At 30.3% G+C, this 19527-nt stretch carries 13 protein-coding genes; 3 read left to right on the forward strand and 10 right to left on the reverse strand.

The window, feature by feature from the left end; genetic code table 11:
• Positions 1-22: 22 nt before the first annotated feature.
• The 4 genes from nifJ to L6653_RS03455 form a co-directional block, all read right to left on the reverse strand.
• Positions 23-3553, reverse strand: coding sequence for a pyruvate:ferredoxin (flavodoxin) oxidoreductase (gene nifJ / locus L6653_RS03440; protein ID WP_236785531.1), 3531 nt, complete (start codon positions 3551-3553; stop codon positions 23-25).
• A 103-nt stretch (positions 3554-3656) separates the two neighbouring features.
• On the reverse strand, positions 3657-4589 hold the full coding sequence (hprK, locus tag L6653_RS03445; protein ID WP_236785532.1) for an HPr(Ser) kinase/phosphatase: 933 nt from the start codon (positions 4587-4589) through the stop codon (positions 3657-3659).
• A gap of 10 nt (positions 4590-4599) precedes the next feature.
• Complete coding sequence (gene uvrC / locus L6653_RS03450; protein ID WP_236785533.1) at positions 4600-6447, reverse strand: excinuclease ABC subunit UvrC; 1848 nt, start codon at positions 6445-6447, stop codon at positions 4600-4602.
• Positions 6447-8216 (reverse strand): aminopeptidase P family protein, encoded by a 1770-nt coding sequence (locus L6653_RS03455; RefSeq protein WP_236785534.1) that lies wholly within the window; start codon positions 8214-8216, stop codon positions 6447-6449. Before L6653_RS03455 ends, uvrC begins: the two co-directional genes overlap by 1 nt.
• A 138-nt stretch (positions 8217-8354) precedes the next feature.
• Between L6653_RS03455 and ychF the strand changes: the two genes are divergently transcribed.
• Both ychF and L6653_RS03465 read left to right on the forward strand, forming a co-directional pair.
• Positions 8355-9452, forward strand: a complete 1098-nt coding sequence (gene ychF, locus L6653_RS03460) for a redox-regulated ATPase YchF (RefSeq protein WP_236785535.1) — start codon at positions 8355-8357, stop codon at positions 9450-9452.
• Positions 9453-9459: 7 nt separating this feature from the next.
• The gene (locus L6653_RS03465) at positions 9460-10065 is read left to right on the forward strand and encodes a thymidine kinase (RefSeq protein WP_236785536.1); all 606 of its coding nucleotides are present in this window, start codon (positions 9460-9462) and stop codon (positions 10063-10065) included.
• Between the two features lie 370 nt (positions 10066-10435).
• Here L6653_RS03465 and L6653_RS03470 read toward each other — a convergent pair whose 3' ends face one another.
• The 4 genes from L6653_RS03470 to L6653_RS03485 all read right to left on the reverse strand — a co-directional run bounded on the left by L6653_RS03470 (position 10436) and on the right by L6653_RS03485 (position 15015).
• Positions 10436-11617, reverse strand: a complete 1182-nt coding sequence (locus L6653_RS03470) for an acetyl-CoA C-acetyltransferase (RefSeq protein ID WP_236785537.1) — start codon at positions 11615-11617, stop codon at positions 10436-10438.
• 217 nt (positions 11618-11834) lie between these two features.
• A complete protein-coding gene (gene brnQ, locus L6653_RS03475; RefSeq protein WP_236785538.1) occupies positions 11835-13145 on the reverse strand; it encodes a branched-chain amino acid transport system II carrier protein in 1311 nt (436 codons plus the stop codon).
• 253 nt (positions 13146-13398) lie between these two features.
• A complete protein-coding gene (gene map / locus L6653_RS03480) occupies positions 13399-14199 on the reverse strand; it encodes a type I methionyl aminopeptidase (RefSeq protein WP_236785539.1) in 801 nt (266 codons plus the stop codon).
• An 18-nt stretch (positions 14200-14217) separates the two neighbouring features.
• On the reverse strand, positions 14218-15015 hold the full coding sequence (locus L6653_RS03485) for a nitroreductase family protein (RefSeq protein WP_236785540.1): 798 nt from the start codon (positions 15013-15015) through the stop codon (positions 14218-14220).
• A 104-nt stretch (positions 15016-15119) separates the two neighbouring features.
• On the opposite strand from L6653_RS03485, the gene L6653_RS03490 reads away from it, so the two are divergent.
• Positions 15120-16937 (forward strand): ATP-dependent helicase, encoded by a 1818-nt coding sequence (locus L6653_RS03490; protein WP_236785541.1) that lies wholly within the window; start codon positions 15120-15122, stop codon positions 16935-16937.
• A 19-nt stretch (positions 16938-16956) separates the two neighbouring features.
• On the opposite strand, the gene hydF is transcribed toward L6653_RS03490, so the two are convergent.
• Together hydF and hydG are read right to left on the reverse strand one after the other, a co-directional pair.
• Positions 16957-18099: a [FeFe] hydrogenase H-cluster maturation GTPase HydF gene (hydF, locus tag L6653_RS03495; RefSeq protein ID WP_236785542.1), complete on the reverse strand. Its 1143-nt coding sequence runs from the start codon at positions 18097-18099 to the stop codon at positions 16957-16959.
• Positions 18096-19520, reverse strand: a complete 1425-nt coding sequence (hydG, locus tag L6653_RS03500) for a [FeFe] hydrogenase H-cluster radical SAM maturase HydG (protein WP_236785543.1) — start codon at positions 19518-19520, stop codon at positions 18096-18098. The genes hydF and hydG overlap by 4 nt, the downstream gene beginning before the upstream one ends.
• Positions 19521-19527 lie beyond the last annotated feature (7 nt).

Genomic DNA, 19527 nt, shown 5'->3' on the forward strand with positions numbered 1-19527 from the left:
TTTGATTTTTTTTTAAGTTATCTTATTTTCCAGCTAATCTCTTATATGTTTCATATCTATCTTTAGCAGCTTTTTCTGCCTCTTGATATAATTGGTCAGCTGTTTCAGGGAATGATCTCTTAAGTGAAGAGTATCTAACTTCTCCTTGGATAAATTCTTGGAATGATTCCTTAGGTTCTTTTGAATCTAATTGGAATGGATTCTTTCCTTCATCAGCAAGTCTTGGATCAAATCTCCATAAGTGCCAGTAACCAGCATCAACAGCTTGTTTTTCTCTAAATTGAGATTTACCCATACCAATTCTGATACCGTGGTTGATACATGGTGCATAGCAGATGATTAGAGATGGTCCATCATAGCTTTCTGCTTCTTTCATAGCTTTGATTGTTTGATTTTGGTTTGCTCCCATAGCAACTTGTGCTACGTAAACATATCCGTATGAAGTCATCATTAGACCAAGGTCTTTCTTTCTAACCTTTTTACCAGATGCAGCAAATTGTGCTACTGCTGATAATGGTGTAGCTTTAGATGATTGTCCACCTGTATTTGAATAAACTTCTGTATCAAATACTAAGATATTGATGTTTTCTCCACTTGCAAGTACGTGGTCAACTCCACCAAATCCTATATCATAGCTCCATCCGTCTCCACCAAAAATCCAAACTGATTTTTTAATCATATAATCTTTTAGTGCATAAATTTTGTGAAGTAAGTCTTTTGCTTTTTCATCACTTACAGATTTAGCTTTATCTTCAAGGTTAAGGATTTTAGCTGTAGCCTCTTTAGATGCTTTAACATCTTCTTTTCCTTCTAACCAAGCTTTGAATGCTTCAGTAAGTTCAGAATCTGATCCAAGTTCATTGAATTCATTCATGTAAGTTTCAAGAAGTAATTTATTTGAATCAGCTGCAAGTTTCATACCATATCCGTATTCTGCTGCATCTTCAAATAATGAGTTACCCCAAGCTGGACCTTGTCCACAAGCATTTGTTGTATATGGTGTTGCTGGTGCTGAAGCTCCCCAAATTGATGAACATCCTGTAGCGTTAGCTATATACATTCTATCACCAAATAATTGAGTAACTAATTTAGCATATGGTGTTTCTCCACATCCTGCACAAGCTCCTGAAAACTCAAGTAATGGTTGTTTAAATTGAGATCCTTTCAATGTCATTGGATCCATAACATCTTCTTTGTATCCAACTTTTTCATGAGCATATTCCCAATTATCTTTTTCTTTTTCAACTTCTTCTTCGAAAGGTTTCATAAGAAGAGCTTTCTTTGGAGCAGGACATACATCAGCACAGTTTCCACAACCTGTACAATCAAGTGGTGAGATTTGGATTCTGAAATCATATCCGTCCATTCCCTTACCAATTGCTTTCTTTGTTTCAAATCCTTCAGGTGCATTAGCTTTTTCTTCTTCTGTTACTAAGAAAGGTCTAATTACAGCGTGTGGACAAACATATGAACATTGGTTACATTGGATACAATTATCAATTTGCCATTCTGGTACGTTAAGAGCGATTCCTCTTTTTTCGTATTGAGTTGTACCTGGTTCAAAGTCTCCGTTTGTTCTATCTTTGAATACTGAAACTGGAAGATCATCTTCTTTTTGTTCAATCATTGGTTTAACGATGTTTTTGATGAATTCTGGAAGTTCTTTTTCTTCTTTAACTTCATCTTTTGCATCTTTCCAAGATTCTGGAACATCTACTTTAACTACTGCGTCAATTCCTTTATCAACTGCTTTGTAGTTCATGTTTACTATATCATCACCTTTGTGACCATAAGCTTTAACTATAGAATCTTTTAAGAATTTAACTGCTTCATCTATTGGAATTACATTTGCAAGGTTGAAGAATGCTGATTGCATAATCATATTTGTTCTTGAACCTAATCCAATGTTTTCAGCGATGTGTGATGCATCAATTATATTAAAGTCAATATTGTGCTCAGCAATATATTTTTTCATTTTTGCTGGTAAATGTTCTTCTAAATCTTCTTCTGACCATGGGCAGTTTAATAAGAAAGTACCACCATCTTTTAGTCCATCTAATAAATCATATTGATTAACGTAAGCTGGTTTTGAACATGAAATAAAGTCAGCTTCGTCTAATAGGTATGTTGATCTAATTGGATTTTTACCGAATCTTAAGTGAGATACTGTAAGTCCACCAGATTTTTTAGAGTCGTAATCAAAATATCCTTGAGCATACATATCTGTATTATCTCCGATAATTTTGATAGCTTGTTTATTTGCTCCTACAGTTCCGTCAGATCCGAATCCCCAGAATTTACATCTGCTTGTTCCTTCTTGTCTGATTCTTAAATCAGTTCTGTCAAGAGATTTATATGTTACATCATCAACTATAGAGATTGTGAAATCATCTTTCATTTCTCCTTCAAGATTTTTAAATACTGCTTCAATATCTGCAGGTATTGTATCTTTTGATGAAAGACCATATCTACCACCAATTATTTGTGGTTTATCTTCAACATCATAATAAGCTGATTTAACATCTAATAGTAATGGTTCACCAATTGAACCTTTTTCTTTTGTTCTATCTAATACAGCAATTTTCTTAACTGTTTTTGGTATAGCTTTTAGTAGGTGATCTTTTGAGAATGGTCTGAATAAATGAACTTCAACCATACCAACTTTTTTACCATCTTCTACTAATTTATCGATTGCTTCTTCAGCTGCTTGGCAAACTGAACCCATAGCTATTATGATTTCTTCTGCATCATCTGCACCATAATAGTTGAATAATCCGTAATTTGTACCGATTAATTCGTTGATTTTGTTCATGTAGTTTTCTGTTATACCAATTATATTTGTATAAGCTGGGTTTGAAGCTTCCATTCTTTGGAAGAAAATATTCTTTTCAGCAGTACCAATAGTTTTTGGTCTTTCTGGGTTTAATGATTCATTTTTGAAAGCATCTACTGCTTCATAATCTACCAATGGAGCTAATGTATCATAGTCCCAAACTTGAATTTTTTGAATTTCGTGACTTGTTCTAAATCCATCAAAGAAATGGCAGAATGGAATTCTTCCTTCAATAGCTGCTAAGTGAGCTACTGGTGCTAAGTCCATAACTTGTTGAACTGATCCTGTACATAGCATAGCAAATCCTGTTTGTCTTGCTGCCATAACGTCAGAATGGTCACCATAAATTGAAAGTGCGTGAGTTGCTAAAGTTCTAGCTGCAACATGGAAAACACCTGGTAATCTTTCTCCAGCAATTTTATACATATTAGGGATCATTAATAATAATCCTTGACTTGCTGTATATGTAGTAGTAAGTGCTCCTGCTGCAAGTGCACCGTGAACTGCTCCTGCTGCACCAGCTTCTGATTGCATTTCTTTTACTTGAACTGGTCTACCAAATACGTTTTTTCTACCGTTTGCTGCCCAAACATCTACTGCTTCTGGCATTGGTGATGAAGGTGTGATTGGATAGATTGTTGCTACATCTGTAAACGCATAAGATACGTGAGCAGCTGCAGTGTTACCATCCATAGTCTTCATAGCTCTATTAATTGTCATCTAAGACCTCCTAAAAATTATATGAATCAATTATCGTTAACACTATTTTAAGTATAATCATTATCTTGTCATTAGTCAAGTAAATATCAAATATTTTCACAAGCTAATTATCATTGCTAGAATCTTTAAATAAATTATCAGTCATTACTTTTGCTGCATTATATCCCATTGATTTCTCTCTTTGGTTCATCGCAGCCACTTCTATAATCATAGCTAAATTTCTACCTGCCCTAACCGGGATTAGTATTTTTGGAATTTCTAAATTTAGAATTTCTGTAAAATGATCATCGAGTCCAAGCCTGTCATATTCGTAATCTTCTCTCCAATGTTCAAGTTCAATTACTAAATCTATTTCTGTTGAAACTTTTACAGATCCAGTTCCATATAGTCTTCTTACATCAACAATTCCAAGTCCCCTTATTTCTGTGTAATGTCTTATATTTTCTGGGGCTTGTCCTACAATTTTATTATCGTATGCTGCGATTTCTACAACATCATCTGCAACTAGCCTGTGACCTCTATTTACAAGATCTAGGGCTGTTTCACTTTTTCCAACAGAGCTTTCTCCAAGTATTAAAACTCCCACACCAAAAACTTCTAATAATTCTCCATGAACTTGAGTCCTATCTGCAAAAATATATTCTAGTTCTTGAGATATAATTGAAGTTAATTTTGTTGTTGGCAATTTTGATCTTAATATTGTTATATCGTAATAATCTGCCAAATCTAAAATATCTTTTGGAAGCCCTGCATTATATGAAAATAATATTGCTGGCATTTTGTAGGATAAAATCCCCCTAAATCTTTCATATTGCATTTTATTGTCAAGACTTGTTAGGTAAGTGTATTCTACACTACCAATTATTTGGAGTCTTTTGTATGGAAATTCCTCCAAATATCCCGTCAATTGAAGACCTGGTCTATTAATATCCGGACTTTGTAAAATGACTTGATCATAATCTGACGATTTATGAACTATTTCAAGTCCCAAAATATCAACCACATCTTTTAATTTTACACTTGTTTGTTTTCCCATTTTTTCCTCTTTAATTATTTAATTTGAAATATTTTATTATTTCAAGAGCCTGATTTTCTCCAATCAAATCTACTTCCATCAATTCTTCAAGGCTCGCTTTTTTTATATTTTTTATACTTTTAAAGTGCCTTAAAAGATTTTCTTTTTTTCTTTTTCCTATACCGTTAATATTATCAAGCTCAGATTTTTTCATTGTTTGATTCATTAATTTCCTATGATAGTTTATGGCAAATCTGTGTGCTTCTTCTTGAATTTCATAGATTAATTTGTAGACTGGATCTCGTTTTTTTATTGGTGTTTCTTCATTTTCATAGATGATAGCTCTTGTTGTATGCTTATCGTCTTTAACAAGTCCTGCAACTTCGATTGAAAAATTTAATTTTTCCAAGACTTTTTTTGCTGATTTTACTTGACCCTTGCCTCCGTCCATCAAAATTAAATCTGGCAGTTTTCCAAATCCTGTATAGGTGTTGTTATTTTTAATCTCTTTTTTTGCCCTTTGAAATCTTCTTGTAAGAACCTCTTCAAGTGAATGATAATCATCCGGACCTTCTATGGTTTTTATTTTAAATTTTCTGTATTCTTTTCTTTCTGCTATACCGTTTTGAAATACAACCATCGATCCAACTGATTGAACTCCAGATGTATTTGAAATATCGTAGGCTTCAATCCTATTTATAGCTTTCAAATTTAAAATTTCTTTTAAACCATTTAGACCCGAATGTTTTTTTCTTTCTTTTTCTTCTAGTCTTTTTTCATATTTTTTCATCATGTCACTTGCATTTCTGTAAGCCATATCTACTAATTCTTTTTTATTCCCAAGTTTTGGACAAATTATGCTTACCTTTTTGCCTTTTTTATTTTCAATAAATGATTTTAAAAGCTCATAATCTGATGGCATTGTTCGAACTAGGATTTCCTTAGGTATATACATAAGATTTAGATAAAATTGTTTCATAAATGAAGACATAATATCTGCATCATCTTCCCTATAATCATCTTTTATTATAAAATGTTCCCTATCGACAATTTTTCCATCTCTCATAAAAAACACTTGCATGGTAACATAAAAAAGCCCTTTGGACATGGCTATAATATCCATATCATCTCCACTTGTTGTTGTTACTTTTTGTTTTTGTGATATGGTTGACAAGGCCCTATGATAATCTCTATATTTTGCTGCATTTTCAAAATCTAAACTCTCACTTGCTTTATTCATTTTTTCTATGACTAAATTTGGTATATGGTCCGACTTGTTTTCTAAAAATTCTTTTATTTTTTTTATATTTTCCATATACTCATCTTCATTTTCATTTCCTATACAAGGAGCCTTACACCTGTGAATATAATAATTTAGGCAAGGTCTATCTAGTTTTTGACCCTTATCAAAATTTAAATTACAGGTTCTAAAGGGATAAAGACTATGAAATAATTCTATAACGTCATTTACTGCATAGGCATCTGGATAAGGGCCAAAGTAAAAGCCCTTATCCTTTTTTACATTTCTCACCTTTTGGATTCTTGGAAATTTTTCATTGGTAATTTTTATATATGGATATTGTTTATCATCTCTTAAAACAATATTATATCTCGGCCTGTTCTTCTTTATTAGATTTGATTCTAAAACGAGAGCTTCGACCTCATTTTCTACAATTATATATTCAAAGTGATCTATATGACTTACCATGGCGAGGACTTTTCTGCCTTTATTTTTGTTGTTGTCAAAGTATTGGCTTACACGTTTTTTTAAATTTATAGCCTTTCCAACATAGATTATTTCATCTTGGCTATTTCTCATTATATAAACGCCTGGTAGTTCTGGTAACTCTTTTAGTTTTTCTTTTATTTGATTGTTCATCAAATCTCTTTACAACTTTCTATTAAATATTCTAAATCTGATCCTTCAAGATATGGTGATAAAATATCTTGACATTTTTTGTTGTAAGAATTAATCCATTCTATCTCCCACTTATCAAGCATTTCTATATTTATTGGTCTAGTATCTATTGGGACATAGGTTAGGCATTCAAATTTCATAAATTTACCAAATTCATTTTCCAAATCTTTTTTAACATAAACTTCACTTTCAATTCTTACTCCGTGTTTATTTGCTATATATAAACCGGGTTCTATTGAAGTTGTCATATTTTCTAATAATTCAATATCATTAAATTGAGAAATATTATTTGGACCTTCGTGAACAGTTAGACTAAATCCAACTCCATGGCCTGTTCCGTGGAAATAATCTTTACAAGCTTTCCACAATGGATATTTTGCTATTGCATCTAGTCTTTGTCCCTTTGTTTTTTCTTTAAATCTTGCACTCATTAAGGCGATGTGAGATTTTAAAACTAGGGTATAATTCTCTTTTTCTTCTTCCGTAAGTTCTCCAAGAGCAATTGTTCTTGTTATATCTGTAGTTCCTTCTTTGTAATGAGCTCCAGAATCTACCAATAAAAGTGATTTTTCTTCTAAAGTTTTTGATGAAAGTGATGTTGGTTCATAATGAACAATGGCTCCATTTTCTTTGTAACCTGCTATTGTTTCAAATGAATCTTCAATGTAAGTTTCGTTTTCTTTTCTTAAATCTTGCAATTTTTTGCTAGCTATAAGCTCTGTCAAAGACCCTGTACATGTTCCAACTTCAACCCAATTGAAAAATTTAACAAGACTTACTCCATCAATAATATAGGCTTTTTTCTCATTTTCTATTTCTGTTTTGTTTTTTACAGCCTTCATCCTCGTTGAAATATTTATTCCGCTTGTTATTCTAACATTTGAATTGATAGCATCAAAAATCGCTACATTTGTTCTTTCTGGATCTATATAAATCCTATTTTTGCCCTTTATATTTTTTAATAATGTGTAAATATAATCATAAGAATGAACTTTTACCTTGTTTTCTTTTAAATAAGATAAAACTTCATCGTCAAGTTTATCTTGGTCTATACAAAGATGAATTTCATCCATTGAAACCAACAAATATGATAAAACTACTGGAGTATATCCAATATCATTTCCTCTTATATTTAAAAGATAACAAATATCTTCTGGAGATCCAATAAAATTATAATCACACTCTTTTTTCTTAAGCTCTTCTCTTAGCCTATTTATTTTTGATTCTAAGCTTTCTCCAACATATTTTAAATCATAAATCCAAACTTTTTCTTTTGGAAGGCTTGGTCTATCTTCCCAAATTTGAGAAATATAGTCTATATCATAAACCAAGGCACGTGATCCCATATTTTCACTTAAAGATTTGTAATCTTTAACTGAATAACAATTTCCATCAAAACCAATTTTTCCAAATTCTCCTACTTCTTCTAGTAAAAATTCTTCCATTGTAGGATCTTCTTCAAAACCTTGTTTATAAAATTCAAATTCAGAAAATTTCAATTCATTTTCAGCTTGTAAAAAATATCTAGAATCAGTCCAAAGTCTTGCCTTATCTTTTGTAACAACACAAACTCCTGCAGATCCTGTAAAACCTGAAATATATTCGCGAGTTTTGTAATAATCACTGATATATTCTGATTGGTGAGGATCAGAAGTATTTATAATATATGCATCTATTTTTCTAGCAGCCATTAGCTCTCTGAGCTTTTCTAGTCTTTGATTAATATTCATAATTTCTCCTTTAATTTTCATCTTTTAAATATTATACCATTGTTAGAAAATTAAAGAAAAATATAGAATTGATTTTTTCAATCTCTTTCTATATAATTAATAATGCTAAATAAAGAATAAAAAAGAAAGAGTGATTAAATGAAATTAGGAATAGTTGGCCTACCAAATGTGGGCAAATCAACTTTATTTAATGCTATTACAAAAGCCGGAGCAGAAATCGCAAATTATCCTTTCTGCACAATAGATCCAAACGTAGGACTTGTAAATGTTCCAGATTATAGAGTTGATTATCTTGCAAAAATGCACAATTCAAAAAAAATTGTACCAGCAGCTATAGAATTTTATGATATAGCAGGACTTGTAAAAGGAGCAAGCAAGGGCGAAGGATTGGGAAATAAATTTCTATCAAATATCAGAGAAACTGATGCAATAGTAGAAGTTTTGCGTTGTTTTAATGATCCAAATGTAACCCATGTTGATGGAAATATTGACCCATTAAGAGATATTGAAACAATAAATTTTGAGCTTATTCTTTCAGACCTTGAACTTGTTGAAAAAGTTTTGACAAAAAGAGAAAAAGTTGCAAAATCTGATAAATCAGCAAGAAGTGAAGTTGAATTATTAAAAAGAATAAAAGAAGTTTTGGAAAAAGGAAAATCTGCCAGAGTTTTAAATTTACACGATGAAGAAAAAGCCCTTCTTAAAACCTACCAACTTCTTTCAACAAAACCAATAATTTATGTTTGCAATGTCGATGAGAGCGATGTTGCAAATAACGGTGATGATAATGAATTTGTTCAAAAAGTTAGAGAATTTGCCAAAGAAGAAAATGCCCAAGTTTCTGTAGTAAGCGCAAAAATCGAACAAGAAATATCCGAGCTTGAAAGTGATGAGGAAAAGAAAGAATTTTTGGAAATGATTGGGCTTAGTGAATCTGGTTGCGATCAAGTTATAAAAGATTCTTACAAAACTTTGAATTTAATTTCGTTTTTGACAACTGGAGAAGATGAAACGAGAGCTTGGACAATCACTAATGGAACAAAGGCGGTTGATGCTGCTGGAAAAATCCACACAGATATACAAAGAGGTTTTATCAAAGCAGAAATCGTAAGTTTTGATACCCTAAAAGAATATGGTAATATGGCAAAAGTAAAAGAACATGGTCAACTTCGTATGGAAGGAAAAGACTATGTGATGAAAGATGGAGATATTACCAACTTCAAATTCAATGTTTAGGTGAAATATGAAAAAACAAGCAAAACTTATAGTTCACACAGGATCAATGTTTTCTGGAAAAACCACTTCCCTATGGCGTGAATTGTATAGGATGAAAATTGCAGGCTATAAAACCATCGCCTTTAAACCATCAGTAGATTCAAGGCACAAAGACGAAAAAATAATAAGTCATGATAATCTAGAACTTGATGCAATAAAAATAGAATCCATAAAAGAAATTTTAGAATATGCCCAAAACAATGAAATTGATGCAATAGGAATTGATGAAGTTCAATTTTTCCCAGATGAACCATCAAAAATAGTAGATTATTTTATAAAACTTATGCAAAATCACATTACAATTGTTGTATCAGGACTTGATATGGATTATAAGGCAAGACCTTTTGAAATTGTAAAAGAGTTAATGCCAATAGCTGACGAGTTAATAAAACACCATGCAATTTGTGCTTCATGCGGTGAAGATGCTTGGGTTTCATTTAGAAAATCTTACAATGAAGATAGGATTGAAATAGGAGCCCAAGATTCCTACGAACCCTTGTGTAGATCATGCTACAATAGAAAAATGAAAGATAGAGAAAAAAATAAAAATCAAATTTCACTAGATCAAATTTAACTACTCATTTTGACTAGTTCAGACTGTTGAAAAACTAAAAAATGTCCATTTCTACCGAACGTAGTGAGCGGAGAAATCTCATGAAATCTCTCCGTGCGTTCGCTTCACTCACACTAAAACATGTTTGCTTTGCAAACTTTTTCGTGCTTTAGCACTTAGTTTTAGGGATAAATATTCCAAATCAAGGCATATTTATCTAGTCGAGATGGGTTTTAGCGTAATTTTGTTTTAAATTAATAATGAATTAATAAACTGACTTTGTCTACGCTCTAAACTACTAATTTTGAGTAGTTTTATTTTTGAAAAATTTTATATTTACAAACAAAAAAGGCTGCTGTTTATAGCAACCTTATTTTTGTTTATAAAATTATTATCTTTCAACTACTAGAGCTGTTCCCATTCCTCCACCTATACAAAGTGTAGCGAGTCCTTTTTTAGAATCTCTTTTTTCCATTTCATATAATAGTGTTGTAAGAATTCTTGCTCCTGATCCTCCGATTGGGTGACCTATTGCAATTGCTCCACCGTTTACATTTGTTTTTTCTGGATCAAAGCCCATTTCATTTCTTACAGCATATGATTGAGCTGCGAAAGCTTCGTTTGATTCAACTAAGTCAAGGTCTTCAACTTTCCATCCTGCTTTTTCAAGAGCTTTTTTACTTGATGGAATTGGACCTGTTCCCATAACTTTTGGATCAACTCCTGCAGATGCATAGCTTACGATTGTAGCTAGTGGCTTAACGCCTAGTTCTTTAGCTTTTTCTTCACTCATAACTACAAGACAAGCTGCTCCATCGTTAATTCCTGATGCGTTAGCTGCTGTAACTGTACCATCTTTGATAAATGCTGGTCTTAATTTAGAAATTCCTTCTTGTGTAACACCGTCTCTAATATATTCGTCATCTTCAACAACTGTTACATTTCCTTTTCTATCTTTAATTTCTACTGGAGCGATTTCATCTTTAAATCTTCCTTCAGCACGAGCCTTGCTTGCTCTTTGTTGACTTACTGCTGCAAGATCATCTTGCATTTCTCTAGTAATTCCATATTTTTCAGCTACATTTTCAGCTGTTACTCCCATATGGTAGTCATTATAAACATCCCAAAGACCATCAGTAATCATTTCGTCAACAAATTTTTTGTTGCCCATTCTTGCTCCCCATCTAGCTTCGTTTAATAAGAATGGAGCGTTTGACATGCTTTCTGCACCACCTGCAAGAACTACATCAACATCTCCTGCTAAAATCATTTGAGCTGCTAATGAAACTGTTCTAAGACCAGATCCACAAACTTTATTGATTGTCATAGCTGGAGTTGTTTGAGGGATTCCAGCACCAAGTGAAATTTGTCTAGCAACGTTTTGTCCAAGTCCTGCTTGTAAAACGCAACCTAAAACTGTTTCATCAATATCTTCTGGTTTGATTCCTGCTCTTTCGATAGCTGCTTTTGCTGCAACTACACCTAAATCTACAGCACTTTTTGTTTTTAATGCACCACCAAAACTTCCAACTGGAGTTCTAGCTGCACTTGCAATTACTACTTTTCTTGTCATAATTTCCCCTTTCAATTTTATATCTGATAATTTGTTATCTTAACTTACAATATAATTATAACATGTAGTTAAAAATTTATCAAACATTTTTTCCAAACTTTCTTCTGGATTTTGAAATCCTTTTTCTTATATTTCTACTTACAATAAAAATATACAGGATAAAATAAATTTTGCAAAAAATTAAATAAAAAAACATCCAAAAATTTGGATGCAAAAATTATTTATTTTTATTTAATTTTAGATACAAGCTTGTAATTATTATAGTTACAAGTACTGGCACTACCCATGGAAAATCTACTATGTTTAAAGAAATTATTTTTACAAATCCTTTTAAGATTGATTCTAAAGCTTTTAGTATTGAAATATTTACATTAAACATATCTGATAAAATTTCCATCAAACTTACAAAAGCATCTATAAAAGAGACTACCGTTACTACTACAAATGAATTTCTAATAACAAGTTTATTAATTTTATCTTTTCCAAACAAGTTAAATACAACCAAAATAACTGCCAAAGGATAAACAAATTGTAAAAATGGGCCAGTTAATCTTATTATTGATTCTACTCCAAGAGCTGAAAGCAATAAGGAAACCAAAGCTATTATAATTGCAAAAAATTTATATGAAACCTTGTTCTTTGTAAACTCAGAAAATATATTTGATATTGAAGAAATCAATCCAACAGATGTTGTAAAACATGCCATTATAATTGCAATAATTAAAACAAATTTTCCCTTATCTCCTAGTACTTTTTCAGCAATATAATTTAACAAATAAACTCTTGAGTCGGTATCAATACTTGTTGAAACACTTGCTCCCAAAAATGTTAAAGAAATATAAACAAAGGCAAGTCCCAAAACAGCAATTAAAGAAGCTTGGATAGTTTTTTTCAAAAGTTGATCTTTGTAGCCTTTTTTTATTACACTTTCAACAATGATTGGTGTAAAGGCAAGAGCTGCCAAAGCATCCATAGTATTGTATCCTTCAAGCATTGAATCAGAAAATATTTTTCCTACATTTAAATCTATTTCTTTTATTTGACCAATTGGACTTGCTACCCCTACTATTATCATTATTAGTAATGAAATTAATAAAAGTGGTGTCAAAAATTTACCTATCAAATCTACAACAGAATTTTTTGCCAATGCCAAAAATAAGGATAGGCCAAAAAATATCATTGTAAAGACAAAAATATTTATGTTAAATCCTGCAGATTGAACCATTTCAAAACTTGTTGCAGCCGTCCTTGGAATTGCTCCAAGAGGTCCAATACAAAGAGCAATAATTAAAATAATTGCTTTTGAAAGCTTATTTCCAGCAAGAGAAGTAAAAGTAAAAATATTTCCTTGTCTTTTTGCCATACTAACAACAGCAAGTAGAGTAAGTCCAACCCCAACAATTGTAAAGCCAATTGACGCTATTAACCAATTATCTCCATATGTATATCCCAACATTGGTGGAAATATTAAATTCCCCGCTCCAAAAAACATTGCAAATAATGCAAATCCTATAACTAATATATCCATAAGTCCTCCTCATTTATTTTATATTTTACCATTTTTTTGATTACTTATTAAGTCTTTTTTAAAGTTTTTTTCATATTTTTTTATATTTATTTGCAAATCATGAGATTTCCTTATTGGTATTTTTGTTAATTATAAATTTGAAAACATTTTATTTTGTATTTTTATTATTTATTTTCACTTATTTACTTTATTTTGGTATATTTTATCTTTTTGAAAAAAATTATTTTTTATAAAAAAATAGGAGATTTCTCTCCTATTTATATGCTTCTATAAATTTTTTATCTTCTTCTGTCAAAGAAAACTTATTTTGGTCAGTTATTATTTCTGCCCCATCTTTTCTTATAACGAGTTGATGTTCAAATTGTGAACAAACTGAACCATCTCTTGTCCTTGCTGTCCATCCATTTGCATCCATTTTTGATTTCCAATCTCCTACTGCAATCATAGGTTCGATTGTAAATACCATATTTTCTTCTATCCTAGGACCAAACCCTTTTTTTCCATAGTGTGGAACTTGAGGATCTTCGTGCATTTCTTTGCCTATACCATGGCCTATAAAATCTCTTATAACTGAAAAACCATTTTCGCCTTCAACATATTCTTGGATTGCATATCCTATATCTCCTATCCTATTTCCTGGTTTTGCAGCTTCTATTCCTTTGTAAAGAGCTTTTAAATTTACATCAACTAATTTTTCATTTTCTTCACTTAATTTTCCGATTTTATAGGTCCAACATGAATCTGCAAGTCCACCCTTGTAATCTATAACATTATCTATTGAAACCACATCGCCTTCTTTTAATTTATAATCTGAAGGAAATCCGTGGCAAATTTCATCGTTTACAGATATGCAAAGTGTATATGGAAAACCTTGATAACCTAGTTGAGCTGGTCTTGCCTTTTTGTGCTTTATAAATTTATTTGCAAAATCATCAAGAAATTTTGTTGTAATTCCTGGTCTTATTATTTCTTTTATTGCAAGGTGTGTTTGACAAAGAATTTCTGAAGCCCCATACATTTTTTCTATATCATTTTGTGTATAAAGTCTTATCATTAAAATTCCTTCTTTATTTTATAATTCTTTTTGGGCAATGAATTGGAATTTATCTAGGTCTAATTTTACATCAACATCCCAATTTGAATTTATAGAAATATCTTTTGTTAATTGGTCAAAATAATACATTACAATTCCTGCATCTACTAAATTTGCTTCGTCTTTGTAGTCTTCTAGATATAATTTTACAAGATTATCAATCAAAACAAATCTCCATGGTTGTGAATTGTATGATGATGGTGCAAATCTTAGGTATGAGAATAAATCATCAAGTCCTCTTTGAGATAATTCTTCGACGCTTGCTTTGTGATCAAGGCTATCAATAAATACAAATTCATTTATTCCTTTTCTATCATCGTATCTGTGTTCTCTAACTTCTTCTTTTGAAGCTTCACCGATTGCAAGAATTGACATGATTTTTCCTTCAGCATTTACAAAAGCTGATTTTAAGATATCATCACTTACTCCATTTACTGTAATATAGCATGAGCCAAGTCCTTCTTCTTCTAATTTTGTAATCAATTCTTCAAGGCCATAAGCTCCTTTTACTAGGGCATTTTTGTTGTCGTTTTTAATTTCAAGTCCAACGTATAGTGGAGCCTTAATCATAACTCCCTTGTAACCTGCATTTCCTTTTAATTTGAAATAAACTTCTTCGCCTTTTTTATTTACTTGGTAGTTAAGATCGCTTTCACCAAATCTATTTTGAATTTCAGTAATAATTTGGTAGATCTTTTTTACTTTTGTATCATCTACATTTTGATCTTTAAAATCTCTTGTAGAAGTTCTAGTTTTTAAAAAATTTGTAGTTAACATAATTCCTCCCGTTTTTAAATATTATACCTTAAATAGGTAATTATTAAATAAATTTATTAGCTAAGCTTAATCAAATTCTCATACTTATATGATAAAATATAAATATGAAATTTACAAGCAAACAATTACAAGCAGCAAATCATTTGGATGGTCCCTTGTTAGTTTTAGCAATTCCTGGATCTGGAAAAACTACTATGCTTTTAGAAAGAATTAAGATTTTATCCAAAAATATTGATCCTTCAAAAATTTTAAGTTTAACTTTTTCTAAGATTCAAGCTAGGGATATGGAAAAAAGATTTGATGGCAAAAAATCAAATTTTATGACCATCCATGCTTTTTGCTATCTTATAATTAGAAATTATTTAAAAAAATATAATAGAGAAATAAATCTTATTGAAGATGAAAAAATTTATAACAAGTACAATCTTGTTGGTGAAATTTATAAGAAGATTAATAATAAAAAAATTTCCAAAGAAGATTTGAATTTATTTTTTCAAAAAATATCTTTTATGAAAAACTCCCTCCTTGATCCTTCTTATCTTGACCAAGTGGAAATATCAAATATCAAAAAAATTTATTTTGAATATGAAAAAGTAAAAAAAGAAAAACACCTTTTAGATTTTGATGATATGCAAGTTTATGCCCTAAAATTATTGGAAGATAAGGCTTTACTCAAATCTATTAAAAATAAATACAAATACTTTCAACTTGATGAGGGGCAAGATACTTCTCTTTTACAATTTAAAATTCTAGAAAAAATTGTTTGGCCTGAAAATAATCTTTTGGTAGTTGCTGATGATGACCAATCTATTTATTCTTTTAGGGCAGCTGATCCAACTTATCTTTTAAATTTTAAAAATGTTTATAAGGATGCAAAAATTTTAAGCCTTGATACAAATCATAGGTCCGGTGAAAATATAATAAATTTAGGGGAAAATTTTATTGGACAAAATAAAAATAGGTACAAAAAAACTTTTAAAGTTTCTAGAAAAATCCCTGGACAAATAAGAACCAAAACTTTTTCTGATTTTTCTAAGGAATATGACTTTATATTAGAAAATCTTAATAAAAAAGAAAACACTGGAATTTTATTTAGAAATAATATCTCTGCAATTTCATTAATCTCATATTTTTTGGAAAATAATATAGATTTTACAATTGGTTCTAACATAATGGATTTTTTTGAATCAAAAATTTTTGTTGATATGGTAAATATAATTAAATTTTCAAAAGATTTTTCAGATGTCGAAATTTTTTCCGATATTTACTATAAAATCTCAACTTATTTATCAAAAGAAGACATTGAAAGATTAAAGTACAAGGCTATTAATGAAAATATTTTTGATTTTTATGAAAATTCTCAAATTGAAGATTTCAAAAAAGATAGTCTTTTTAATATTGAAAAGAAATTGAAACATATAAGAAAACTTCCAATGGACAAAAAAATTTCTTTTATTTACAAGAGTCTATCCTATAATTCTTATATAAATATGATTAGTAGAAAACACAATGAGGAAACTATAAACAAGGACATTTATATAGAAAGTTTAATGTATTTTTCTAAATCTTGCAAAAATCTTGAAGAAATTTATGAAAAAATTGACCTTATAGAAAAAAAATCAAAGTCTTTAATAGAATCTAATATAAAGCTTTCAACTATCCATTCTTCCAAAGGGCTTGAGTATGATAAAGTTTTTATAATTGACTTGGTTAAAAATGAATTTCCTATTATTTTAGATGAAGAAAATTATGAGCTAAGGCTTGAGGAAGAAAGAAGAATTTTTTATGTAGGTCTTACCAGAGCGAAAGATAGCCTTTACTTACTGAGCCTCAAAAAACGAAACAAAAAAAGTGTAAATCCATCTATTTTTTACAAAAATAGCCAAGAAATAATAAAAAATAGCCTTGGACCAAAGAAATAAATTCTCTGACCCAAGGCATTTATTTATAAATTTTATCCAAAATTCCATTTAAATATGCCAAAACTATCCCATAATTTGTCATGGGAATATTTTTTTCTTTCGCCATTTTTATTCTTTCCATGACATATTTTTTATTAAACATACAAGCTCCACATTGGATTATAAGATCATATTTTTCAATATTTTCAAAATCCTCTCCCCTTGTAAAGTCAATTTCTACATCCTTATATTTTTTTTTCAAAAGTTTTGGAATTTTTACTGTCCCTATATCTTCAGTCATTGGTGGATGAGAACAAGCTTCTGCTATTAGAATTTTTTTTGCTCCTTGATCAAGTTTTTTAACTGATTCTACATAATATTTTATATCCCCCTTAAAGGCAGAAAATAAAACTGAAAATGAAGTCAGTTTTATATCCTTATCCAAAATATTATAAACTTCCTTAAAATATTGGGAATCAGTTATAACAAGATCAGGTTTTCTCTTAAATGAATTTAAAGTATTTTCTAAATTTTCAAGATTTGTTGAAACTGCTGTGGCATTTTTATCTATAATTTCTCTTATAGTCATAACTTGTGGCTTTATTAGCCTAAATTTTGGAGCTTCAGCGTCTTGAGGAATGACCAACAAAACCAAATCACTTGCCTTTACAAGATTTTTTGTTATGGTCTTATCTTCAATTTCAAATTTTGACCTAACCTTATCAAAAAATTTCTCCCTATCATCCTTTTTTTTCAAATTTATAAGCAAGGGATCAAGGCTTTCAAATTTCTCGAAAATATTTTTCCCAACTTCCAAATCCTGCTTACTTGCTATAAATAAAATATTTTTATGCTTATTTTTTAAATCCAATAAATTTTCAATTTCATCTTCTAATGATAAAAAATACAAAATCACATCGGCTTTTTCGATTGTCTTTTTTGTTTTTGAAATTCTTTTTTCATATAAACTTGTATCATCATCAAAGCCAGCCGTATCATAAAACAAAACCGGACCAAAATCATGAATTTCCATGGATTTTTTTATTGGATCTGTTGTTGTACCCTTCTTATTTGATACAATCGAAACATCTTGGTCACATATAAAATTTAAAAAGGAAGATTTTCCTGAATTAGTCTTTCCTAACAAAACAAAACTAAGTCTTTCCGAATTATAAGCTATCATACATGAATATCTCTTTTTCCATCCCTTATTTGGTCTAGCCATTTTTTTGTATTTATACGGAGTTTTTCGTTTTCATTTTTTTCAATTTCTCTATCAATTAAAGCTCTTCCATCTTTTTTTGTTTTATCACTTGCATAATCTGTCAAATACTCATCTAAAGTCAAAATTGCATTTGGTTGGCACATATTTCCTATTCCATAATTTTTAACAATTTTCATAAAATCTTTTCCGACTCTTCCTTCTCTATAGCAAGCAGTACAAAATGATGGTAAATAATCCATATTCAATAACCAATCAACTACCTCGTCTAAAGTTCTATTATCTGAAAGTTCAAATTGATTTGATCCTTCTACATCTCCAATTTCATCTGAATATCCACCTACAGTAGTTTTTGAACCTCCAGAAATTTGGCTTATACCTAGATCTAAAACTTTTTCTCTAACTTTTTGGGATTCTCTTGTTGAAATTATCATTCCAGTATAAGGAACTGCAAGTCTTAGGCAAGCTACAATTTTTTCAAACATTTCATCACTCAATGAATTGTCAAATTCATTTGGATCTATATCATCAGCCGGTTGAACTCTTGGAACTGAAATTGTATGAGGACCACAATTAAATCTTGCCTCTAAATGTTCAGCATGCATTAGAAGTCCAATAAATTCATATTCATAAGATTCTAGTCCAAATAAAACTCCACATCCAACATCATTAATTCCTGCACTCATTGCCCTATCCATAGATTCTGTGTGATAATCATAATCATGTTTTGGACCAGTTGGGTGGAGCAATTCATAATTTTTCTTATTATAAGTTTCTTGGAATAAAATATATGTACCAATTTCTGCATCCAATAATTTTTTATAATTTTCTTCTGTAGTTGCAGCTATATTTACATTAACTCTTCTTATTGATCCATTTTTGTGTTTTATAGAATAAATTGTTTTAATTGATTCTAGAACATAGTCAATAGGATTATTTACAGGATCTTCTCCAGTTTCAAGAGCAAGCCTTTTGTGGCCTAAATCTTGAAGAGCTATAACTTCTTTTCTAATTTCTTCTTGGCTTAATTTTCTTCTAGGTATTGTTTTATTTTTCGCATGATAAGGACAATACAAACAACCATTTACGCAATAATTTGATAAATAAAGTGGGGCAAACAAAACTATTCTATTTCCATAAAATTTTAGTTTTAATTTTTTTGCTAGCGAAAATATTTCCTTATTTAGGTCCTCTTGATCACAAGATAGCAAGACGAAAGCATCCCTGTGATTAAGCCCCTCGGCTTTTTTTGCTTTTTCTAAAATTTCTTTTATTAATTTCCTATCATTTTTATGTTTTCTACCATATTCCAAAGATTCTAAAATCTCTTCATGGTTAATAAATTCTTCTGCATTCTTTGATTTTACATCATAAATAGCCATCTTATCT

It is taken from the genome of Anaerococcus ihuae (assembly GCF_928368155.1).
Taxonomy (GTDB): Bacteria; Bacillota; Clostridia; order Tissierellales; family Peptoniphilaceae; genus Anaerococcus; species Anaerococcus ihuae.

What these genes read in the sequence shown, in the direction of transcription:
- L6653_RS03465 (WP_236785536.1), top strand. Translation starts at nt 9,460, where the DNA reads ATGAAAAAACAAGCAAAACTTATAGTTCACACAGGATCAATGTTTTCT.
- hprK (WP_236785532.1), bottom strand. Translation starts at nt 4,589, where the DNA reads ATGGGAAAACAAACAAGTGTAAAATTAAAAGATGTGGTTGATATTTTG.
- nifJ (WP_236785531.1), bottom strand. Translation starts at nt 3,553, where the DNA reads ATGACAATTAATAGAGCTATGAAGACTATGGATGGTAACACTGCAGCT.
- hydF (WP_236785542.1), bottom strand. Translation starts at nt 18,099, where the DNA reads ATGATAGCTTATAATTCGGAAAGACTTAGTTTTGTTTTGTTAGGAAAG.
- uvrC (WP_236785533.1), bottom strand. Translation starts at nt 6,447, where the DNA reads ATGAACAATCAAATAAAAGAAAAACTAAAAGAGTTACCAGAACTACCA.
- map (WP_236785539.1), bottom strand. Translation starts at nt 14,199, where the DNA reads ATGATAAGACTTTATACACAAAATGATATAGAAAAAATGTATGGGGCT.
- hydG (WP_236785543.1), bottom strand. Translation starts at nt 19,520, where the DNA reads ATGGCTATTTATGATGTAAAATCAAAGAATGCAGAAGAATTTATTAAC.
- brnQ (WP_236785538.1), bottom strand. Translation starts at nt 13,145, where the DNA reads ATGGATATATTAGTTATAGGATTTGCATTATTTGCAATGTTTTTTGGA.
- ychF (WP_236785535.1), top strand. Translation starts at nt 8,355, where the DNA reads ATGAAATTAGGAATAGTTGGCCTACCAAATGTGGGCAAATCAACTTTA.
- L6653_RS03455 (WP_236785534.1), bottom strand. Translation starts at nt 8,216, where the DNA reads ATGAATATTAATCAAAGACTAGAAAAGCTCAGAGAGCTAATGGCTGCT.
- L6653_RS03470 (WP_236785537.1), bottom strand. Translation starts at nt 11,617, where the DNA reads ATGACAAGAAAAGTAGTAATTGCAAGTGCAGCTAGAACTCCAGTTGGA.
- L6653_RS03485 (WP_236785540.1), bottom strand. Translation starts at nt 15,015, where the DNA reads ATGTTAACTACAAATTTTTTAAAAACTAGAACTTCTACAAGAGATTTT.
- L6653_RS03490 (WP_236785541.1), top strand. Translation starts at nt 15,120, where the DNA reads ATGAAATTTACAAGCAAACAATTACAAGCAGCAAATCATTTGGATGGT.